20 protein-coding genes are annotated in these 19,497 nt (G+C 33.6%); 8 read left to right on the forward strand and 12 right to left on the reverse strand.

Annotated features, from left to right (window positions below; translation table 11 throughout):
• Positions 1–519 precede the first annotated feature (519 nt).
• The 5 genes from B7R67_RS19540 to speE all read right to left on the reverse strand — a co-directional run bounded on the left by B7R67_RS19540 (position 520) and on the right by speE (position 5,463).
• Entirely contained in the window at positions 520–1,734 is a 1,215-nt protein-coding gene (locus B7R67_RS19540) for an MFS transporter (protein WP_088072665.1), read from the reverse strand.
• Positions 1,735–1,756: 22 nt separating this feature from the next.
• Positions 1,757–2,179 (reverse strand): MerR family transcriptional regulator, encoded by a 423-nt coding sequence (locus B7R67_RS19545; RefSeq protein WP_328587381.1) that lies wholly within the window; start codon positions 2,177–2,179, stop codon positions 1,757–1,759.
• Positions 2,180–2,427: 248 nt separating this feature from the next.
• Entirely contained in the window at positions 2,428–3,543 is a 1,116-nt protein-coding gene (locus B7R67_RS19550; protein ID WP_088072667.1) for a PepSY-associated TM helix domain-containing protein, read from the reverse strand.
• Positions 3,544–3,750: 207 nt separating this feature from the next.
• The gene (speB, locus tag B7R67_RS19555) at positions 3,751–4,623 is read right to left on the reverse strand and encodes an agmatinase (protein WP_088072668.1); all 873 of its coding nucleotides are present in this window, start codon (positions 4,621–4,623) and stop codon (positions 3,751–3,753) included.
• A 12-nt stretch (positions 4,624–4,635) separates the two neighbouring features.
• Entirely contained in the window at positions 4,636–5,463 is an 828-nt protein-coding gene (gene speE / locus B7R67_RS19560; protein ID WP_088072669.1) for a polyamine aminopropyltransferase, read from the reverse strand.
• A gap of 291 nt (positions 5,464–5,754) precedes the next feature.
• On the opposite strand from speE, the gene B7R67_RS19565 reads away from it, so the two are divergent.
• Positions 5,755–7,764 carry a transglycosylase domain-containing protein gene (locus B7R67_RS19565; RefSeq protein WP_088072670.1) on the forward strand — a complete coding sequence of 670 codons (2,010 nt, stop codon included), beginning with the start codon at positions 5,755–5,757 and terminating at the stop codon, positions 7,762–7,764.
• Between the two features lie 152 nt (positions 7,765–7,916).
• Here the strand turns inward: B7R67_RS19565 and B7R67_RS19570 are convergent, their stop codons facing one another.
• Together B7R67_RS19570 and B7R67_RS19575 are read right to left on the reverse strand one after the other, a co-directional pair.
• Positions 7,917–8,432 carry a YwhD family protein gene (locus tag B7R67_RS19570; RefSeq protein WP_088072671.1) on the reverse strand — a complete coding sequence of 172 codons (516 nt, stop codon included), beginning with the start codon at positions 8,430–8,432 and terminating at the stop codon, positions 7,917–7,919.
• 20 nt (positions 8,433–8,452) lie between these two features.
• Positions 8,453–9,124 carry a site-2 protease family protein gene (locus B7R67_RS19575; RefSeq protein WP_088072672.1) on the reverse strand — a complete coding sequence of 224 codons (672 nt, stop codon included), beginning with the start codon at positions 9,122–9,124 and terminating at the stop codon, positions 8,453–8,455.
• A gap of 149 nt (positions 9,125–9,273) precedes the next feature.
• Here B7R67_RS19575 and B7R67_RS19580 point away from each other — a divergent pair, with 149 nt between their 5' ends.
• The gene (locus tag B7R67_RS19580) at positions 9,274–9,459 is read left to right on the forward strand and encodes a 2-hydroxymuconate tautomerase (protein WP_088072673.1); all 186 of its coding nucleotides are present in this window, start codon (positions 9,274–9,276) and stop codon (positions 9,457–9,459) included.
• Positions 9,460–9,573: 114 nt separating this feature from the next.
• On the opposite strand, the gene B7R67_RS19585 is transcribed toward B7R67_RS19580, so the two are convergent.
• Positions 9,574–10,887, reverse strand: coding sequence for an HD domain-containing protein (locus B7R67_RS19585; protein WP_088072674.1), 1,314 nt, complete (start codon positions 10,885–10,887; stop codon positions 9,574–9,576).
• Positions 10,888–11,112: 225 nt separating this feature from the next.
• Positions 11,113–11,340: a DUF1450 domain-containing protein gene (locus tag B7R67_RS19590; RefSeq protein WP_088072675.1), complete on the reverse strand. Its 228-nt coding sequence runs from the start codon at positions 11,338–11,340 to the stop codon at positions 11,113–11,115.
• Positions 11,341–11,558: 218 nt separating this feature from the next.
• Between B7R67_RS19590 and B7R67_RS19595 the strand changes: the two genes are divergently transcribed.
• Both B7R67_RS19595 and B7R67_RS19600 read left to right on the forward strand, forming a co-directional pair.
• Positions 11,559–12,392, forward strand: coding sequence for an RsfA family transcriptional regulator (locus B7R67_RS19595; protein WP_088072683.1), 834 nt, complete (start codon positions 11,559–11,561; stop codon positions 12,390–12,392).
• A gap of 157 nt (positions 12,393–12,549) precedes the next feature.
• Positions 12,550–13,398, forward strand: a complete 849-nt coding sequence (locus tag B7R67_RS19600; RefSeq protein ID WP_088072676.1) for a lipoate--protein ligase family protein — start codon at positions 12,550–12,552, stop codon at positions 13,396–13,398.
• A 758-nt stretch (positions 13,399–14,156) separates the two neighbouring features.
• Here B7R67_RS19600 and pta read toward each other — a convergent pair.
• Positions 14,157–15,128, reverse strand: coding sequence for a phosphate acetyltransferase (pta, locus tag B7R67_RS19605; RefSeq protein WP_088072677.1), 972 nt, complete (start codon positions 15,126–15,128; stop codon positions 14,157–14,159).
• Positions 15,129–15,363: 235 nt separating this feature from the next.
• On the opposite strand from pta, the gene hemQ reads away from it, so the two are divergent.
• The 3 genes from hemQ (at position 15,364) to gerQ (ending at position 17,178) form a co-directional block, all read left to right on the forward strand.
• Positions 15,364–16,110 carry a hydrogen peroxide-dependent heme synthase gene (hemQ, locus tag B7R67_RS19610; RefSeq protein ID WP_088072678.1) on the forward strand — a complete coding sequence of 249 codons (747 nt, stop codon included), beginning with the start codon at positions 15,364–15,366 and terminating at the stop codon, positions 16,108–16,110.
• A gap of 223 nt (positions 16,111–16,333) precedes the next feature.
• On the forward strand, positions 16,334–16,762 hold the full coding sequence (locus B7R67_RS19615) for a cell wall hydrolase (protein ID WP_088072679.1): 429 nt from the start codon (positions 16,334–16,336) through the stop codon (positions 16,760–16,762).
• A 26-nt stretch (positions 16,763–16,788) separates the two neighbouring features.
• A complete protein-coding gene (gene gerQ, locus B7R67_RS19620; protein WP_235822221.1) occupies positions 16,789–17,178 on the forward strand; it encodes a spore coat protein GerQ in 390 nt (129 codons plus the stop codon).
• A gap of 146 nt (positions 17,179–17,324) precedes the next feature.
• Here gerQ and B7R67_RS19625 read toward each other — a convergent pair whose 3' ends face one another.
• Together B7R67_RS19625 and B7R67_RS19630 are read right to left on the reverse strand one after the other, a co-directional pair.
• The gene (locus B7R67_RS19625; RefSeq protein WP_088072680.1) at positions 17,325–17,690 is read right to left on the reverse strand and encodes a DUF423 domain-containing protein; all 366 of its coding nucleotides are present in this window, start codon (positions 17,688–17,690) and stop codon (positions 17,325–17,327) included.
• Positions 17,691–17,707: 17 nt separating this feature from the next.
• A complete protein-coding gene (locus B7R67_RS19630; RefSeq protein WP_088072681.1) occupies positions 17,708–17,986 on the reverse strand; it encodes a YwdI family protein in 279 nt (92 codons plus the stop codon).
• 147 nt (positions 17,987–18,133) lie between these two features.
• On the opposite strand from B7R67_RS19630, the gene B7R67_RS19635 reads away from it, so the two are divergent.
• Positions 18,134–18,946 carry a Cof-type HAD-IIB family hydrolase gene (locus B7R67_RS19635; RefSeq protein ID WP_088072682.1) on the forward strand — a complete coding sequence of 271 codons (813 nt, stop codon included), beginning with the start codon at positions 18,134–18,136 and terminating at the stop codon, positions 18,944–18,946.
• Positions 18,947–19,497 lie beyond the last annotated feature (551 nt).

A 19,497-nucleotide genomic window follows, 5' to 3' on the forward strand; every position in this document is an offset into this window, starting at 1 on the left:
GAAGTCAATAAGGTGATTCAGGAATATAGATTATTTATATATTTAAATAGAAAAAGGCATCTTTTAAAGATGCCTTAAGCTGTTAAAAAATTATCTTGTCAAATAATGAACAAGTTTTTGTAAAGGAAGTTGAGTGATGTTCATTTCCACTACAGGATTCTCGCTTTCCATGGGGCGAAACCTGAGCCTCCTCGGCAAGCCTGCGGGGTCTCAGCCTTTCCGCATTTCCCATAGGAGTCGAGCATCCTTTCGTTCCAATCAACTTATTCTTCAACAAAAGTATTTATTGAAAAACAATTTAAATTTCCTTTACTTAAAACAAACTATTAATCAGTTTGAATTCACTTTTCTGTACTTAATATTTTAAATGAAAAAGATCTAAGTAATGATTTTATTTTGATGAAGTTATAAATATGCTCAAAACAACTAACATTTCTATTCATTAATAGAATATCAAATATGATAACTTAATCATCAATAAAGTTCACTTAATGACCTTTTTTCATTGACTGATTTGAATCAATGCGCAGATTCTGCTTTATCGATATGAATTAAATGTTTTTTGTTAATAAATAAGAAAAGCACAGAAAGTAAAACAAAGCATCCACCTACGTAGAAAGGAACATGTGGGTTATACCATTCGGCTAATTTCCCTGCTAAGTAAGGTGCTATTGCTCCACCAAGAAAGCGTAGGAAGCTATATGCCGCTGATGCTGTTGATCTTTCAACTGGAGCTGCTTGCATTACTGCCGTAGTGATTAATGTATTGTTATTTCCTAAAAACGCACCAGCTATAATTACACAAACGATAATTACAGTATTTGTCTCTGTTCCAATACCCATTATGATCAGTGTGATTGCGAAAAGAGTTAACATTGCATACATCGATTTAAGCGTACCAAATTTCTTTTGAAGCTTTGGTGCCATAAAAACGGAAGTAATCGCTAGTAGAAGTCCCCATCCTAAGAATACAAAGCCTAATCCATGTTCTTTTAGTCCCATGAAGAATGGTGAGAATGCTAATAAAGTAAAGAATCCAAAATTATATAAAAATGCTGTAATCCCTAATGTTAATAGTGATCTATGTTTAAGGGCACGAAATGGATCAAGAAATGATGTTTTTGTAGTATTTTTCGTTACCGTTGTTTTTGGCATCATAACGGATAAAGATAAAAATGCAATTACCATTAAGCAAGCTACACCAAAAAATGGACCTCTCCAAGAGATTGAACCTAATTCCCCACCTAAGAGTGGTCCAACAGAAATCCCAAGACCTATTGCTGTTTCGTATAAAATAATTGATTGAGCTACACCAGACTTAGATAATGAAACGATAGCTGATAATGCGGTTGCTACGAATAATGCATTACCTAGCCCCCATCCACCTCTTAACCAAACTAATTCCCAAATACTGCTTGAATTACCTCCAAGCCCTGAGAAAACTGCAATAATTAATATCCCTAGTAACAGCGTCCATTTTATACCAATACGTGAGGAGATAAATCCTGTAATTAACATAGCAAACGCCATTACTAAATTGTAACTCGTAAATAGAAGCGTTACATCACTTTTAGAAGCATGCATTTTTTCAGCGATTGCCGGTAAGATTGGGTCAACTAACCCGATGCCCATAAATGCAATAATACATGCAAAACCGACTGCCCAGATTGCCTTTGGTTGATTTAAAAGACCTGATTTTTGCTTTGAATCTGTCTTTTGTTCCAAATTTGACATTTTACATCCATCCCCCATATTTTTATTTTTCTAATGCTTTAATTACCCTCTGGTACATCTCATTCATTTCACTTCGAATTTCGTTCATTTTCTTAAGTTTTTCATCAATCATATTTAATTGTTGAGCAAGTATTGGTTCAGCTCCTAAAAGCTTTTCCCTTCTCTCCTCTTCGCTCATTGAATCCTTTGATTCCCTATATTGCTGGCGGAATTCTTCAAACGCCTCACTAATCGCCATATACTCTTGAACCTCTTGTAAAGAAAATCCAAGTACGTCTCGAACATTCATTATTTTCTTTAGTCGCTCAATATGCATTTCTGAATATAAACGAAATCCGCCCTCACTTCTTTCAGGAGGAGGAATCAAACCGATTTCTTCGTAATAACGAATCGAACGCTTCGTTAATCCACATTCCTTGGCAACATCATCTATTTTATATAACAAAATTGAACCTCCTCTCGAATAACTAAATGATTAAATATCTCATTAATCTATCTTACTCTCATCAAACGTTAACGTCAACGTTAACTTTGTAGGTTTATCTATTTTTATCTTTCTACAAAATTTTATTTTTACTAATGTTTAGTTAACAAAACCGACTAATTCCCCCTCCTCTTTAAAGCAATAAAAATACCCGAAAAGTAAATACCTCATAATGGTATTTATTTTTCGGGTTATTGTGATACATCGCTTTAAGCTATTTGCTGTAATTGTTTCTGCTTTTTAGTTTTGTTTCTACGTTTTAAGGTCCACATCGTAATTCCGGTAATTCCTAATCCAAGAGGAGCAATTCCAACTAATGCATAAACGATTTTGATAAAGACTCCTCCAAAGGTACCTCTATGTAAACTATGTCTCCATACTAAAAATTTATCGTAGACTGTTTCGGTGCTTTTTGAAAATGTTCCTAAATGCTTGCCCGTAAATTGATCAAAAAATTCAATTGTGTTTCCTTTTCCCTTCGGATCATAAGTGCCATCATTTAATTGAGCTTCAATAACCCCTTCCTTTTCTGAAGGAATCCTTATTTTATAAAGCTCTCCATCTGGATGTAATCTTTTTATTTCTGCATCGATTTGCTCTATTCCTATTTGTTTTTTTCCATTATCGATTGATTTAAGATTTTCAGGATAATTTGACGCAAATTCTAATTTTAAGGATTCTTCAATTTTTTCCTGAAATGGGAATAGCATACCTGTTACAGCTACTACAAGTAAAAATGGTAAGGTAATAACCCCAATAAAATTATGTAGTGAATAATTCCGTGCCATTTGGCTTTTATTCCATTTTATTTTTAAGCTTTTAAACATTCTTTTAATACCTGGATACCATAAATAGATACCTGTTATTAAAATGATGATAAGTGCAATTGCCACAAACCCAATAATTGTTTCACCAATTTCGTCTAATAATAAATGTGTGTGTAATTCCTTAAAAAAAGAAACAAATGATGCATCTCGATCAAAATTACCCAATAATTTACCGTTACTAGGATCTAGATACGCTTCAATTTCCTTATGTCCTTTTAAAAGATTAGCATGGTATATAGTTGAAATTTTTGAAGGGACATCTATTCTGGAGATTTGATACCCTTTGTATTGTTCCAGAAAAATCTTTTCAGCTTCTTTTATTCCAACATTTCTATCAGTACTTGCAGGCTTAAAATATTGTGGATTAAGCCCATGTTCAATTTCATCCCCAAACACTAAAACACTCCCCGTTGCACAAACAGTCATAATAAATAGTCCAAAAATCAAACTACATACAAGGTGCAACATTAAAATAAATCTCCTTATACTACTTTTCATTCTTCTCTTCTCCCCTGAAACGATTTATTTTTGCTAAACGATAATAATAATCGTTCTCAATTATATAGGTAATGATTATCATTATCAATAACTGTTTACAAAAATAGGAAATACGTCTCTAATTTCGGAAGAACTATAGGAAAAAATAGACAAAAAGGCGATTTCTCGTCCTTATTGAACGAAAAATCGCCTTTAATCATACCTATTTTACTTTACCCATCCTAATAGGATTTCGCGGATAAATTTGCTTGCAACTACTTGAGTTTGCTCAGCGTGATCGTAGACTGGAGCTACTTCAACTAAGTCTGCCCCTACAACATTAATATCACTGTTCGCAATTGCTAAAATACTGTCTAGCATTTCTTTTGAAGTAATACCACCTGCTTCAAGTGTTCCTGTTCCAGGAGCATGTGCAGGATCTAATACATCAATATCAATTGTTACATATACTGGACGTCCAGCAAGTGTTGGAAGTACCTTCTTTAGTGGCTCAAGTACTTCAAATTTAAATAAATTCATACCTACTTCTTTAGCCCATTCAAATTCTTCCTTCATACCAGAACGGATTCCAAATGAATAAACGTTTTTAGGTCCAATTAAATCACAAACTTTTTTAATTGGTGTTGAGTGAGATAATGGCTCACCTTCATATGAATCACGTAAATCAGTATGAGCATCAAAATGAATGATTGCTAAATCTGGGTATTTCTTGTACATTGCTTTCATTACAGGCCATGATACAAGATGTTCTCCCCCCATACCTAGAGGGAATTTGCCTTGAGCTAATAAACCATCGATATAATCTTCAATCATATCAAGGCTTCTTTGCGCGTTACCGAATGGTAATGGAATATCCCCAGCATCGAAATATTTAACTTCTTCAAGTTCTTTATCCTGGTACGGACTATATTCCTCTAAACCGATTGAAACTTCACGAATACGTGCAGGACCAAAACGAGAGCCCGGACGGAAACTTACAGTCCAATCCATTGGCATACCATAAATAACTGCTTTACTCTCTTCAAAGCTTGGATGACTCTTTATAAATACATTTCCTGAATAAGCTTCATCAAAACGCATAATAAAGCCCCCTTATTTAGTAAGATCAGCTACAAATTTTGGTAATACGAACGCTGCTTTGTGTAGCTCTTTTGTATAATATTTTGTCTCAATATCAAAGAAACGATTCTCTTCTACTTCAAGTGGATCGTGTTTTTTCGAACCGATTGTAAATGTCCACATACCACTTGGATAAGTTGGGATGTTCGCAATGTATAAACGTGTGATTGGGAAAATTTCTCTTACATCACGTTGAACTTGTGTAATTAACTTAGGTGTAAACCAAGGGTTGTCCGTTTGAGCTACGAAAATACCATCTTCTTTTAATGCTTTTGAAATTCCAGCATAGAAGCCTTTTGTGAATAAGTTAACTGCAGGACCAACTGGTTCAGTTGAATCAACCATAATTACATCATATTCATTTTCACTATTTGCAATGTGCATAAATCCATCATCTACTTTTACTTCAACACGTGGATCTTCTAATTTCCCTGCAATTTCAGGTAAGTATATTTTAGAGTATTCAATTACTTTTCCGTCGATTTCAACTAGAGTTGCTTTCTTTACACTTGGGTGTTTTAATACTTCACGGATAACACCGCCGTCACCGCCACCTACAACTAATACGTTCTCAGGATTTGGGTGTGTAAATAATGGTACATGAGCAACCATCTCATGATATACAAACTCATCTTTTTGAGTTGTCATAACCATACCATCTAAAATAAGCATGTTACCAAACTCTTCTGTCTCTACCATGTCAAGCTTTTGAAACTCAGTTTGCTCTGTATGTAAAGTTCTATTAATTTTAGCAGTAATTCCAAAGTTTTTTGTTTGTTTTTCAGTAAACCATAATTCCATTTAATGCATCTACCCTTCTTTATCAAGATTTAGTTTGAAACATAACAATGAAGATTTAACTTAGTTGGCTATGTTTCGTATTATCCCCACTCTTCCTAATTCCTATCGGATTTGTGTTGTTACAACATTTTTTTGCCGTACAAAAGAAAAGTATAGAGTAATTTTGCTGAAATGCAAGATTTTTAAGGTTAAATTCATTGATATTTTTTATAAGTGAGTTTTGTATAAAAATTCTCTTAATCTACCATACTAGTATTACGATGCATAATTTAATCGGGAGGAGGATACCTTATGCATAATATTAGTTATTCATTCCATTGGCGTACCCTTCAAAAAGTAGGTATTTTCATTACTATTTTTTCGATTTTTGGTACATTCCTTCTATCTTGCGTTTACCTCTTAGCTGTTTCTACCACTAATCCTTCCCTATTCATTGAATCGAATTCTAGCTTCTATGACCAAGGTGGAAAATTAATTAGTAAAACTAAGCTATTACAAAATAGAAAAACACTTAAAATTGCAGATGTACCTCCAATCGCAATTAATAGTGTTTTAATTGCAGAGGATCAAAACTTTTTTCATCATCATGGTTTTGATTTAAAAAGGATGGGTTCTGCTGTTCTCACTAATATCCTTCAAGGAGAATATGCAGAAGGAGCTAGTACGATCACTCAGCAACTTGCTAAAAATCTTTATCTTTCACAAGAAAAAACAATTAGTCGTAAATTAAAAGAAGCATTTTTAACAATGAAATTAGAGTCTTCTTATAACAAAAAGAAAATATTAGAAGCGTATTTAAACACCATTTATTTTGGACACGGTATATATGGTCTCGAAACTGCAGCAAATACATTTTTAGGAAAAGAAACGAGTCAACTTACAATTGCAGAATCTACATTCTTATTGAGTATCCCAGCTAATCCATCAACATATGATCCTTATACTCACTTTGAATCTGTTAAAAAACGGCAACACCGGATCTTATTATCACTTGAAAAAAATAAATTTATTAGCTTAAAGAGCGTTAATACAGCAAGTAATGAATCTATTCATTTAAAGCCAATTACTCATACTACAAATTCAACTTTTACTTCTTATTTTCAACAAAGTGTTCAAAAAGAGATTTCAGAACATATTGGACAATCAATCAACAACAACGGTAGCGAAATTTATACGACATTTAATCCATTGATTCAAAAACGGATTGATCAAGCATTTGATAGATATATTCAACCTAAATCAGAATTGCAGGCTAGTGTGATTGTATTAGATAGTGAAACTGGAGAGATTTTAGGTATGGCTGGTGGACGTGAAAAAGGTCAGCTTTTATTCAATCGTGCAATTGATGCAAAGAGACAAATTGGCAGTACGATTAAGCCTATTTTGTATTACGGTGCGCTCGAAAATGGATATACCCCATCTACAAAGTTACAAAGTAAACCAACTATTTTTCACTTCGAAAATGGTGATTCCTATCGACCAAAAAATAGTGGAAATCATTATGCGTATGATTCAATCACATTAGCTAAAGCTATTGCAGTTTCAGATAATATTTATGCTGTTAAAACGCAACAGGCAATCGGAACGGATAATTTTATTAATGCAGAGAAATTGTTCCATTTGCCTACTCCAACTGCTAAACTTCCTTCTCTAGCACTTGGTACTCAAGAGGCCTCACTCCTTGATATGACAAGAGCCTATGCAATGATTGCAAATAACGGTAAAGATGTAACCCCTCATTTCGTTAAAGAAATTAAGTCAAAATCAGGTAGAATAATTTATAAAGAAAGAACGGTCGAGAAACAAATACTAGATAAAAATCATGTAGTCATTCTTAAACAATTAATGAACGGAATGTTTAATACTAATTTTTCCAGTTACTTACCCGTTACAGGTACAAGCGTACTCCCTGAACTGTCAAAAGATTATTACGGCAAAACTGGAACTACTAATACAGATAATTGGATGATTGGATTTCATTCAAATCTTGTTGTTGGAGTATGGGTTGGATATGACCGCTCTAAATCATTAACTGCTGAGGAAAGTACTTTAGCTAAAAAAGTTTGGGCTTCTGTTATTACAAATCTACCAGATAAAAAAGTGAATTCAAAATTACCTAATAAACTAGTAAAAATTGGAGTAGACGAAAAGACTGGTCTTTTGTATAAGGAGGGCTGTGGAGAGAAAGTGTCACTTTATTTCCTAAAAGGCACTCAACCTACAAAATCTTGTATGAATAAAAAGAAAACTAAAAACCATAAAAAGAATCAGAAACCTTGGTACTCTCAATATCTTCCATAAAAACAAAAGACCTCACCAAATTGGTAAGGTCTTTTGTTTGTCCTAGTCCTAGCTTTGTCCAAGCTATTATTAGTTTACTTTATTTGGTGATAAATGTAAAAAGATTATTCGACGATTTCTTCAATTTTTTTATATAATTTTCCAAAAAAAGTCTATTGGCCTAAAAGAACTGTTTTTAATAGATCAGATGAATTATTCCACATCTCTTCATTATGTGATTTTAGAAAATCCGCTAATAATTTACGAGATTTTTCATCCATGTGGTCGACAATAATTTTTCGTTTCATTGCTTTATCCATTTTGTTCACATGATCTGGAAGAAGCTTGTATCCTCTTCTAGCTTCACGGTCAACAGTCATGTAGCAACCTGTTACACCAGCGTAATATGGGCCTACTTCATTACGTTCTGTAGCTACCCATACTAACCAATATGGTTTTCCGTTAGGAACCTCATCCTCATTTGTTAAAAACTTAATCCCTTTTTCAACAGCACTTCTTGCATGCATTGCTCCGATATCTACAAATACATCGTTTTCTTGAATATCAACAAAAACTGGCGAAACATTTTCTAAGCTAATTGCGCCAACTCCAAATCCGCCGTGTCCACTTGTAGAATCGTTCTTTAATATATTAAAACCTAATGATTTCTTTTTTGGTTGTTCAGACATCATGTACCTCCTACTGTTCTCTACATAATTAATGGTGCTACAATTGAACTAATCCAGTGAAAAACTGAAGGTATTGCAACCTGGAAAATAGGTTGAATCGTAAAGTTATCTAATGGAGTTAATACTAAAATTAAAAACACAAATGCTCCATATTGTTCATATTGTGACATTTTAGCTCTTAAATCATTTGGAACTAAGTCTTCAATAATTCGATATCCATCTAGTGGTGGTAGAGGAATTAAGTTGAAGACAAATAATACAATGTTCAGTTGAATGAAAATACTAAAGAAAGAATCTAAAGTAATTGATAAAGCCTGTGGGAAAGAATTAAAGAACCCAAATTTTAATAATAATAAATAAATAATGAGACCAAATGTCGCTAGTATTAAGTTACTAATCGGTCCCGCTGCAGTTGTAAGTATACCTGCTATTCTAGGATTTTTAAAGTTATGACGGTTAACTGGCACTGGTCTTGCCCAACCAAATCCTAAAATAATAATAGCAAGCGTTCCAAATATATCTAAGTGTTTAAATGGAGACAGAGTTAGCCTACCTTGTCGTTTTGCTGTATCATCTCCAAATTTATAAGCTACGTAAGCATGTGCAAATTCATGAACAGACAATGAAATTGCAACAACTAGTAATATAAGCGGTATATCTTTTAATGGATATTGAAAAAATGATGTTCCCATTCATAGCTCCTCTCATGAAATAAATATAGACTCTAGTTATTACTAGTTTAAATTATTTGCTATGATTTCTTCCATGTTATTCGTTTAAATTGTTATTATTCTAATGTACTGAGTTATAATAAATATGACAAAATGAAGGAGGTCATATTATGCCATACGTTACAGTAAAAATGCTAGAAGGTCGTACTGATGAACAAAAGAAAGCTTTAGTAGAAAAAGTTACTGATGCTGTAAGTGAAACAACAGGTGCTCCAACTGAAAAGATCGTTGTTTTTATTGAAGAAATGACAAAGAATCACTATGCAGTTGCAGGCAAACGTCTAAGCGACGAATAGAAAGTATTTTTACATAAAGTCATCTGAAACGGAAGAATTAACTTCCGTTTCAGACTGTTGACAAGTATTTTCAAACAGTCTGTAAATCTGATTAATGATAACTTCTATTTTTTTTTATCTACTTTTTGCCCCTGCAATTTCTTCTATTAACTCAATGATCTCTTTTCTTTTCTCATCAGGTTTTCGATAAATTAAGTCATGTGGGTAATATAATTTTGAATCAGATAGCTTCTTACCAGTTATTCCATCTACTAGCTCTGATTTCCGTGAAATTTCTTTTAACTCACCGCTAGGTTGTAGCAATAAAATCGGCTTTTTGCCATCTTCCTCACCATATCTAAAATAATCATACGCCTCGTCTGATATTGTGTCTTTTACTAAATAATATTCTGGATCAATATCGATTTCTAGAAATAGCTTTTTCAATTCAGCAAATTTTTCAGTATGACATTGTGCATCAAAATCTACGTACTGAAATAGATTGCGATTTAGGAAACGTTGACATAGTTCACTTAATATTTGATCGGATTCTTCCTGCCATACTTGAAAGTAATATAGAAGTACAGATTCATCTAATTTGATATATTCATCTAACTCAACTTTTCCTTCAAATAAATGACCGAAGTGTACAGGTACGTAATTGAAATGATAACCTACTTCATGCAAATATTTAGCGCGTTGTAAAATTTTAAGCAAAATTGCTTCTGCACTTCTTGAAACTGGGTGGAAGTAGACTTGCCAATACATTTGAAATCGACTAATTAAGTAATGCTCTACAGCGTGCATACCTGATTGTTTGATAACGACTCCATCTGGGCGTGGTCGCATTATTCTTAAAATACGCTCCATATCAAAATTACCATAGCTTACTCCTGTGTAATACGCATCTCTTAATAGATAGTCCATTCGATCCGCATCAATTTGGCTTGAAATCATGCTTGTTACTAGCTTATTTGTTGACGTTTTTTCAATAACTTCCGAAACTTGTTTAGGAAAGTCTTCGCTAACTTTTTTTAGAACCTCATTAATCTCAGTAGGTCCTTCTATAATTTCTCTTGTTAACTGTTCATGATCTAGATTAAAAATCTTTTCAAAAGTATGTGAAAAAGGTCCATGACCAACATCGTGTAATAATCCCGCACAAAGTGCTAATAAGCGATCATCTTCATTCCATTCAGGACGTCCTGAAAAAACATCATCAACCATTCTTCTTATTATTTCATAAACGCCAAGCGAATGAGTAAATCGACTATGTTCAGCTCCATGAAATGTAAGATATGTAGTACCTAGCTGTTTTATTCTACGTAGTCGTTGAAATTCCTTTGTCCCTATTAAGTCCCATATAACTTGATCTCTTACGTGAATATAGCGATGTACTGGATCTTTAAATACTTTTTCTTCATAAAGCTTTTGGAAACGATATGACATATGTTGGCCCCCTTTCAATATGTACACTAATTCTTTATATGCTAATTTTTTTACTTTCTGAACGAATCTTTTTTAAATAAGTAAATTATGGTGTCTAGTTCCGAAAGCTAGCTCTTCAGTAATATTCCACGCAGCTTCAAAATGGAAAAATCACCACTTCAACTGAATGGAGACGTTTTTCTTTACTATTATATCAAAAAAACGCTCCTTAAAATGAAGGAACGTTTAATTCTTACCAAGTTTTGACTTTATCTTAACAATTAGATCATCTTCATTCGGTGCAGATAATGGTCTATTATTTACAAAACAAAATGACTTTTTACGTCCTGGTCCGCAATAAGATTGACAACCAACCTTAATATCTGCCTCTTCATCTATTCGTTTTAAGCGAGGGACCAATGTTTTAATATTCGTCGCCTGGCAATCATCACATATTCTAAATTCGTTTGACATTTTTTACAATCCTTTCTGTTCTATATTGAACATACTAGCAGTAATTTTACTCGTTCCAAAAAAGACATGCAAGTTTTCCTAACATTTCACCCTCAAATAGTATTCTACTATTTTCTATTTTTTGTATAGTTTTCTATTTTTTTGTCCAAACTTCTATTAATCAGCTAAGAATTGAATCAATTTATTGAATAAAAGAAAGTTGAGGGGAAATTTCCATGATGAAATTAAGACAAGATGCTTGGACTGAAGAAAATGATTTGCTTTTAGCAGAGACTGTTTTACGTCATGTACGTGAAGGAAGTACCCAACTAAATGCCTTTGAGGAAGTTGGCGATATTTTAGAACGCACTTCTGCTGCATGTGGTTTTCGCTGGAATGCCGTAGTTCGTTATAATTATGAAAAAGCACTTCAATTAGCAAAGAAATTCCGTAAAGAGAAGCTTCGACATGCTAAAGGTGAAGATGCTAAGAAGAAATTACTTTATACACCTTCTGAATCTAGTTTTATAGAAACTGATGTTTCTAGTAATTTTGATCGTTACTTAAATGATGAACAGGATTTAGAGTATGGTGTTGAAATTGATCAAGAATTTGGTTCCTTTGTGGAAACTAATAGTCTAGATGATACGGCTGTTGAGGGCTTACATGAGGAAGAACGCAAAACTGAGATTTTTTCAAGTATTCCACCAGTACAAAACCAATACCAACCACAAGCTACACCGGTTAATACAAGAAAAAGTTCAATTACAATGTTTGATGTCATTCAATTTTTACAAGGTCTATCAAGTAACCAGATTGGTAACGATCGATTAGTCCGTGAGAATGAACAACTGAAAAAAGAGCTTTTACAATTGCAAGAACGAAATTCACAGTTACAGAGACAGGTAGAAAAGCTCGAAAAAGATGCTACTACTGTTCAAGAAGACTATGAAACAATGATGAAAATTATGAACCGCGCTAGAAAATTAGTTTTATTCGAAGAGGAAGAGAAACCAGCAGCAACATCGTTTAGAATGGATAAGAACGGAAATCTTGAAAAAATTGCTGAATAAAGCACCTTCATATGTGAAGGTGTTTTTTTTCGATTAAAATTCCAAACATCAGACTACCTTAATGAGTTTTTCAGTATGCGGCGAAGCTTTTTCATTATTTATCTTTTCATGCTAAAATAATTCAACAGAAGTTATAAAGCAAGGGGCATAAAGAAAAATGAATCAACATTTAAATCGATTAAAAAAAGATGAATTACGCTTTATTGATGGCACAACACTTGGCCCTTCATTTGAAGCAATTCAATCTTTTGCGTTAGATGATACACTTTGTACAAAAATTGGACTTTTGGAATCACCTACGACGATTCGTACGTGGGTTCACCATCAAACAATTGTACTAGGTATTCAAGATACACGTTTACCGAACTTGGAAAATGGTGTTAACTATTTAAATGAACAAGGCTATAAAGCAATCGTACGTAATTCTGGTGGTCTTGCTGTCGTATTAGATGAAGGTGTATTGAATATTTCTATTCTTTTTCCTGAAGCCGAGCATAGGCTCCAAATTAATGATGGGTATGAAACGATGTATGCACTGATTCAAGATATGTTCCAAGACTTAACGGATAAAATAGTGGCAAAAGAAATTGTAGGTTCGTATTGTCCAGGTGATTTTGATTTAAGTATAGATGGAAAAAAATTCGCTGGTATTTCACAAAGAAGGATTCGTAAAGGTGTAGCTGTTCAAATCTATCTTTGTGTAAATGAAAGTGGTTCAAAACGTGCCTCAATCATTAAGGAATTTTACGAAATTGCAATCAATCAGAAAGAAACTTCTTTTAAATATCCTTCAATTGTTCCTGATACGATGGCTTCCCTTTCTGAATTATTATCCATTAACCTTACAGTTTCAGATGTAATGAAAAGACTACTTCAATCGTTAATTAAATTAACACCAACGATCATTCCGAGCTCACTTGATGGTGATGAAGTAGAATTATATAACCACCATTTACAACGAATGATTAATCGTAATGAAGAGATTGATTTAATGCAGCAAAAATAAGAAAAGAGAGGGCTATTTTGTCCTCTCTTTTTCGCGCTGTTGATCTTTGTTGTTTGTCAAAAGCGTGCAACCTGTGGATTTCCATCAGCTGGGTGCTGGCTTTCTGTGGGGCAAGAGATTAAGAGCAGGATACAGGAAAGGAAGGATTAAGGGTGAACTTTTGAATAACCAATGTAATTCTTTGTATGTATTGAAATTTGTATTCTAACTTAGGTGGGGGGTATCTATGGGGAACTTTTCATTTGCAGTTGATATTTTCGACCTTTTTATTAAGATTTTTACCCATTTAACATGCGATTTTGAATGAATTAGAGCAAAATTGGCTATTTTTCATTTGAAAGAATCTAGATTGCGCATTTTTCAGGTCATTATACTAGAACTGGTATAGGTAATTTTTTACTTTATTTGCGATTCTTTAGATTTTAATTGTGATTTTGCCAATTTTATTTGCGATTCTCAACTTTTATTTGCGATTTTCCAAATTTATTTACTGTTTACCACTCTTTTGCAACATTTCCTCACTTATTTGCAAAGATTAACCTCTTAATTGCGATTTACGGGATATTATTTGCAGTTTTAGACTATTTTTATCACTCACTACACTTCCGTTCATTTTCCACTAAAAAAAGGATGTCCCAAACTTTTTGAGACACCCCATTTTACTTTGCGTTATTCTTTTTACAGGTTTATATAAGAAAAGGCCTTTTAAAATCTTTAACTAGATTCTAAAATCTGCATTTCCTATCCCCTACTCTAAATTAAAGTGCTTGTGCTGCAGTGATAATTGATAGCTTGTAAACATCTTCACTGTTACAGCCACGTGATAAATCATTTACTGGCATGTTTAGACCTTGTAGGATTGGTCCGATTGCTTCGAAGTTACCTAAGCGTTGTGCGATTTTGTATCCAATGTTACCAGCTTCTAAGCTTGGGAAAACGAATGTATTCGCATCACCTTTAATCACTGAATCTGGAGCCTTACTTTTCGCAACAGATGGAACGAATGCCGCATCAAATTGGAATTCACCGTCTAGTGTTAATTCCGGAGCAAGTTCTTTTGCAATCTTAACTGCTTCAGCTACTTTTTCAGTTTCAGGTGATTTAGCTGAACCTTTTGTTGAAAAACTTAACATAGCAATTTTAGGATCGATATCAAATAATTTTGCTGTTTTTGCACTTTCGATTGCGATTTCTGCTAAGTCCTGGCTATTTGGAGCGATGTTGATTGCGCAATCTGCAAAAACGTATTTTTCTTCCTCACGAACCATAATAAATACACCTGATGTTTTTGTTACACCTGGTTTTGTTTTAATAATTTGAAGAGCTGGACGTACTGTGTCTGCAGTTGAATGTGTTGCACCACTTACAAGTCCGTTCGCTTTATTTACGTATACTAACATTGTACCAAAGTAATTTGGATCTAATAATGCCTTGCGAGCTTGTTCTTCAGTTGCTTTTCCTTTTCGACGTTCAACGAAAGAAGCAACTAATTGATCCATTTCTTCGTATGTAGCTGGATCTAAGATTTGCACACCTTCAAGTGCTAATCCTAAGCTACTTGCTTTTTCTTTAACACTCTCTACATTACCAATTAGAATTGGGGTTAGTACGTTTTCTTTTGCTAATCGGTCAGCAGCTGTTAAAATTCTTTCATCAGTACCTTCAGGTAAAACAATCGAAATACCTTTACCTGATACTTTTTGCTTAATGCTTTCAAATAGATTGCTCATAATAGCCTCCAAGATAATTAAAATTATTTTATTTGTATATAATTAGAATAAAACCTTTTTAGAATAATGAAAAATATAAACTATTAATTAAAGCGCTATCATTTAAAGTAAATCAATTCCTAATTTTCTAACTAAATTAGTGTAAAGTATAATTTTGTATGTTTTTACAAAATACTTTTATTTGTAGTATGCTATAGAAATGAAAATCAATACGATAACGTTTGGGGGATTTAATATGAGTGAAGCTGCAAAAACTTTAGATGGCTGGTATTGTTTACATGATTTTAGAAGTATGGATTGGCATGCTTTTAAGCAATTAGGCAGTGATGAGCGTCAACTAGCAATCACAGAATTCCAACAAGTATTCTCAAAATGGAATCAAGTTGCTGATTCTGGAGAAGGTAGCCATGCAATTTATAATATTTTAGGTCAAAAAGCAGACATTATGTTTATGGTTTTAAGACCTACTATGGACGAGTTATTACATATTGAAACAGAAATTAATAAAACAACACTTTCTCAATTTATGATTCCGACTTATTCATACGTTTCTGTAGTTGAATTAAGTAATTATCTAAGCGAAGAAGATGGCGATCCATATCAAAATCCTCATGTACGCTCTAGACTTTACCCTACTTTACCAAAATCTCAATACGTATGCTTCTATCCAATGGATAAGAAACGTGAAGGAGAAGATAATTGGTACATGCTTCCTTCAGGAGCTCGTAAAGAAATGATGTACAGCCACGGAAAAATTGGTCGTGGATATGCTGGTAAAGTTAAACAAATCATTACTGGATCAGTTGGATTTGATGATTATGAGTGGGGCGTTACTCTATTCTCAGAAGACGTTCTACAGTTCAAAAAATTAATTTATGAAATGCGCTTTGATGAAGTAAGTGCTCGTTATGGAGTATTTGGTTCATTCTTCGTTGGTACAATCCTAAAAGAGGACGCATTCGCTAAATACCTTTACGTATAAATTCAGGAAGTAAGTATCCTCTAAGTACTTTCAATCATAAGTTATAAAACAAAAGAACTTCTCTTTTTTTGAGAAGTTTTTTTATTTTCCTGTTGGAAAAGATGTCATATGTTTCTCTCAATTTTAATATAGTTACAGTAGTGAACGAACTAATTAGTCCTCGCTTTCCGATCACCTTTGTGGTTCATGCAGATATATTTAATTCGGATGAGGAGGCTTATTTATGGCTGTAATTCGTTATACTGATGCTGAGGTTGCTTTGCTTGCAAGATTAATGCGTGCTGAAGCTGAAGGCGAAGGTAAAGAAGGTATGTTAATGGTTGGTAATGTTTGTGTTAACAGGGTCTTATGTGATTGCTTAGATTTTAGAGATATTCGAAATCTTACGGATATGGTTTATCAGAATCCTGGTGGATTCGAGGCTGTTCAGAAATCATACTTTTATCAACGAGCTCGGGAACAAGATATTGCACTTTCTAGAAGAGTGATTGCAGGGCAGCGTTTTTGGCCGGCAACATATGGCCTTTGGTTTTTCCGACCAGCAGCCTCATGCCCACCAACTTGGTTTAACCAAAAATTATCGGGAAGATTTAAGTCGCATTGCTTTTATCAGCCAACGCCTAAAGATTGTCCTAGGGTTTTTGATTTTTAAATGATTTGACTAAGGAGGTTTTTTCTTTGAGTAATCCTTTCGAATATTATCCAAATATTTATCGTCAGCCACAACCTACGACACCACATCAAGGACAGCAAACGGGTCAGGGGCAAGGACTTGCAGCTTCATCAGGCGGTATGATTTCTCAACAAGGTCAAGTTACAGCTACACCCGGTCTTTTTGAACAGTCGTATGTAGAAAATATTCTTCGATCTAATCGAGGGAAAATTGCTACGGTTTATATGACCTTCACTGGTCATCAACAACAAGTGTTTGTTGGGTATGTTATGGGAGCAGGACGTGATCATATCGTACTTAGAGATGTAAATACAACCAAAACTTATATATTACTGACAATATACTTAGATTACGTTACATTTGATGAAGAAATAGCTCTTCCTTATCAACTTTAATTAACTCGCCGATTAGCGAGCTTTTAATCGAAGACGAATGCATCATTACCCTTATACTTAATTCTTTAATTGATAACCATGTTCTTAATGTGTAAAAAAAAAGTGTTCAATATAGTGCAAAATTGCACTTTTATTGAACACTTTTTTTATTTCATAACCGAAATACCTACTAAGATCCAAGCAACTAAAAATGCTAATCCACCTATAGGAGTAATCGCCCCTAAAATTTTGATCCCAGATATACTTAATATGTACAAACTTCCTGAGAATAAAATGATTCCTATAACAGATAACCATCCAGCCCACATTAACTGAGTTACTGAACCGAATTTATCAATTAAAAATGCAATAATAAATAATCCACCTGTTTGGAACATTTGATATTGAACGGCCTTTTGCCAAATTTGAAGTGATCTTTCGGAAATTTTCCCTTCAAGTCCATGTGCTCCAAATGCGCCTAATGCGATTGATAAAAATGCAAAAATACTACCTAGTAAGAAAAATAGTTTCATTCCTTCTACCCCTTTATTTAAAAGTCTAATAATGATCCACTTTGTTCTGAATCATCTAATTTAGGCATAACAGACGGTTGAGACATGATTGGCTGACTTGGTATTGATTGAACTATGTTGCTAGTAATTATACTCTTTGGAACCTCTATACTACCCTCGTCTTCAAGAAGTAATTCGCATAAAGAACGAATACTTGCTATTCTTTCTCGAAATTGTCCTGGTTTTTGCGTATTTACTTTCGCCTTATGTAACTCATTTTCAATTTGCTGGATTACTTTTTCTACACTGATATTCACAGATACATCACCCCAAGCTTTTTTACCACAATCCAATAAATCTTATTATACTATGGCTTTTTTGTGAAAGCGAATTACAACCAAATTAAGCACTATTTAACTCGAACGGTGGTATACTAAAAAAGTTAATTTTAGGAGGTAATATTTTTGAACTATAAAATGATTGTATTAGACATTGATGACACACTTTTAACAGATGATCATGTGATTTCTCCTCGTACAAAAGATGCTTTACTCAAGGCACAAGATTTAGGTGTTAAAGTTGTACTGGCTTCTGGTAGACCAACCTTTGCGATGCATAAGTTAGCAGAAGAGTTATTACTTCATGATTATGGTAGCTATGTTTTGTCATTTAATGGTGGTATCATTACTGACTACCGTACCAAAAATAATGTCTACGAATGTACGCTAACAAAAGAACAAGCTCATGAACTTTACGAAATTAGTAAAAAGCATAATGTTTTCGTTCATACATATGTTGAAAATGATATTATTACTGAACAAGGTAATCAATATACAGATATCGAAGGCCAGCTTACGGGTATGCCGATTAAAGAAGTTGGTAGCTTTGTCGAGCATGTACAAAATGACGTAGTTAAGTTATTAATGTTAGAGGATCCTGAAAAACTAGCCCAGGTTGAAAAAATTCTTCAAAAAGAGCTTGAAGGTAAAATTAGTGTAATGCGCTCGAAGCCATTCTTTTTAGAATTAACTAACAGCGAAGTTGATAAAGGTAAAAGTCTTAATCATTTAATTCAAATTTTAGGTATTCGCCAAGATGAAGTAATTGCAGTTGGTGATGGATATAACGATTTACCAATGATTAAATTTGCAGGGCTTGGTGTTGCTATGGGGAATGCACCAGAAGAAATTAAACAACAAGCTGATTTTGTAACCTCTTCAAATAATGAAGACGGAGTAGCCGAAGTAGTTGAAAAGTTTATTTTAAATAACAAATAAAAGAAAATAATAGAAGGGACATCTATCAGATATCCCTTCTTTTCAGAGTGTTGAAATATATAACGGTCAATATAAAAAAAGGTCATTAAGTGAGCTTTATTGATGTTAAGTTAGTGTTCTATTAAAGAATATAAATGTTAGTATTTTTGAGCAATGTTTACAACTCCGTCAAACTCAAATCATTACTTAGATCATCTTTTTTATAAGTTTAAACTATTAAATACTAATTTTTAGAAAAATGAATTCAAATCTTATAAGACAATGCTTTTTTTGAATTTGTCGTTAAACTGATTTAATTTAAATCGTTTTTAATGAATACTTTTTTTGAAGGATAAGTTAATTGGAACGAAAGGATGCTCGACTCCTATGGGAAATGCGGAAAGGCTAAAGACCCCGCAGGCTTGCCGAGGAGGCTCAGGTTTCGCCCCATGGAAAGCGAGAATCCTGTAGTGGAAATGAACATCACTCAACTTCCTTTACAAAAATTTGGTCATTATTTGACAAGATTATTTTTCAACAGCGTGAAAAGAAGGGATATCTATAAGATATCC

The organism is Gottfriedia luciferensis, assembly GCF_002156865.1.
GTDB lineage: Bacteria > Bacillota > Bacilli > Bacillales > Bacillaceae_G > Gottfriedia > Gottfriedia luciferensis.